Source organism: Elizabethkingia argenteiflava (genome assembly GCF_009904105.1).
Classification (GTDB): domain Bacteria; phylum Bacteroidota; class Bacteroidia; order Flavobacteriales; family Weeksellaceae; genus Elizabethkingia; species Elizabethkingia argenteiflava.
On sequence record NZ_JAAABJ010000554.1, the window covers coordinates 1 to 377 of the forward strand.

A 377-nucleotide genomic window follows, 5' to 3' on the forward strand; every position below is an offset into this window, starting at 1 on the left:
CAAGTGATCACTGGAAAAGCTACCAAAGCATTGTTCCTAAAGAGAAGCATCTTCAGACAAAATCAGAAACATTCACCGTAGAAGCTTATAATAGTTTGTTTGGGCATTTTTTAGCAAGAATGAGAAGGAAGTCCAAATGCTATTCTAAAAAAATAGAAATGCTCAGATGAGCAATACTTATAAAAAAAAGACTCTTGCAATAATACAAGAGTCTTTTGATTTTATGAAACTAAATTTTATTTGTTTTTACTCCGCAATACAACGAATATTTCTGGCCTGAAGCCTTCCTGCATAGTGATTATTTTGCAATACTAGTCTCACCACAGAAGAAGAAGATTGAGTATATAACATATAAGGATCCCCTTCATTATTAAGCG

The 377-nt window shown here is 32.9% G+C and carries 1 protein-coding gene; it reads left to right on the forward strand.

The window, feature by feature from the left end:
• Positions 1 to 170: IS1 family transposase (locus tag GNY06_RS09270; protein WP_166519823.1), on the forward strand; the 170-nt coding region annotated here is incomplete at its 5' end.
• Positions 171 to 377: the final 207 nt, after the last annotated feature.